1 protein-coding gene is annotated in these 1,887 nt (G+C 44.7%); it reads left to right on the forward strand.

The features are described 5' to 3' along the window. Positions 1–152: 152 nt before the first annotated feature. Positions 153–1,887, forward strand: a 1,735-nt coding sequence (locus DXY04_RS07070) for a LamG domain-containing protein (RefSeq protein WP_136975377.1), incomplete at its 3' end; no start/stop codon positions are given.

Consider the following 1,887-nt stretch of genomic DNA (forward strand, 5'->3'; position numbering starts at 1 on the left):
TCGCTGACATGACCCAAGGCATCCTCTGAACCGACGAGCGCAGAGGGCTAAGAACGCAGTCAAGCCAATGGATCTGAGAGAATAGGCATAAAAACGGGTATATAGATGGGACCCATGGGTCTTAAGGTTTTCTCAAGGATTAGAGGATCGTTATGCCTGATCGAACAAAACGGCTTTGGTTTTCGGGCAATGGTTACAGCTCTCCGTGGGAATACGTGCATATCAAGGACTCGCCATCACTATCTATCGAAGGCGAGTACACAATTTCATCCTGGATTTACAGAGAAAATGCTGGAGGAGATTGGAGGAATTTATACGATATTCCAGGCGCACATTTATTCGAATTTTCACCTAATGGAGGGTTTGATTGGCGGTCCGAAAATAACAATATCGATTTCAATGTGAATGGTCCACAGATCTCTGAGGGGGTCTGGACTCATGTTGCCGCCACAATGACCGAATTATCAAACGGAAGCTATCAAGCAGATGTTTATGTAAATGGCGTCTTGTCAAGTGATGGATCAAGCTGGCAATTAGGCAGAAGAAATAATCAAACCGGAGTACGTGATAGCGACCAAGACTTATATATTGGTGTTCTATGGAGTCAGCGCAATGGGAATGCTGATCCCTGGGCGGGCGGCATAGACGACTTCAAGATTTGGAACAAAAGCTTGAATTCCGCGCAAATCCAAAGAGTGTATGAAGGTAGAAATGTTCAACGATCTGCAATGGTCGCTGAATACACATTTGACAATGATTCGGGATCTACTGTTTTTGATAGCAGCGGCAATAATAACCATGGCACATTTGTAAATACAGTAAATCCTCCTGAAGCACCAAAGCCACCAAGCGAGTCTCCTGCAGGCGGCAACTTCATTAATTTTTCAGGCAATGGATACAACTCGCCCTGGGAATACATACATATAAAAGATTCTCCAACGCTTTCGATAGATGGCGAATACACAATTTCCTCATGGATTTATAGAGAAAATGCCGGGGGCGACTGGAGAAACTTATACGATATTCCCAATGCACACCTACTTGAATTAACGCCAAATGGCGGGATCCGCTGGAGGGCGGAAAACAACAATATTGATTTCAGCATCAATGGTCCAGACATTTCCGATGGATCCTGGACCCATATTGCTGCGACAATGACGGAATTGTCAGATGGTAGACATGAAGCCAAGGTTTACATCAATGGAGCACTATCTAGCAGTGGATCTTATTCACAAGGAGTTCGTGATAGTAATCAAGACCTCTATATTGGTGCGCTCTGGAGTCAACGCAATGGCAATGCTGACCCTTGGTCTGGCGGCATAGATGACTTTAAAATATGGAATAAAAGCCTGAACGCTACACAAATAAAAAGAGTCTACGAAGGGAAAAATGTTCAACGATCAGCCTTGGTCGCTCAGTACACATTTGATAATGATTCAGGGTCTACCGTTCTTGATAGCAGCGGAAAAAATAATCATGGAATACTTTATGGAGCCGAATTAATTGAAAACTCAAAAGAACCAGGATATAGCATTACGCCAACAGTCTCTTCTTCCAATGAAGGTGGAGAAGTTCGTACCAACGTCTCAACAACAGGGGTTGCAGAAGGCACTCGGCTCTACTGGACTCTCAGTGGCAAAGGCATTGATGCCAATGACTTCTCAGCTGGTGCACTCAAGGGCTCACGCTTGGTCAAGTCCGATGGATCCATCACCTTTGCCCATACCCTCGCCAATGACCTGACCACAGAAGGATCAGAAACATTAGAGATCAAGCTCTTTAGTGATTGGGCAAGAACCACTCAAGTTGGTGACACTGCCACCGTCACCATTAACGACACATCCATTCAACAAAAGTCCTATTACTCCATTGGTGATGTTCAGGGCT

The organism is Synechococcus sp. UW86 (assembly GCF_900474085.1).
GTDB lineage: Bacteria > Cyanobacteriota > Cyanobacteriia > PCC-6307 > Cyanobiaceae > Parasynechococcus.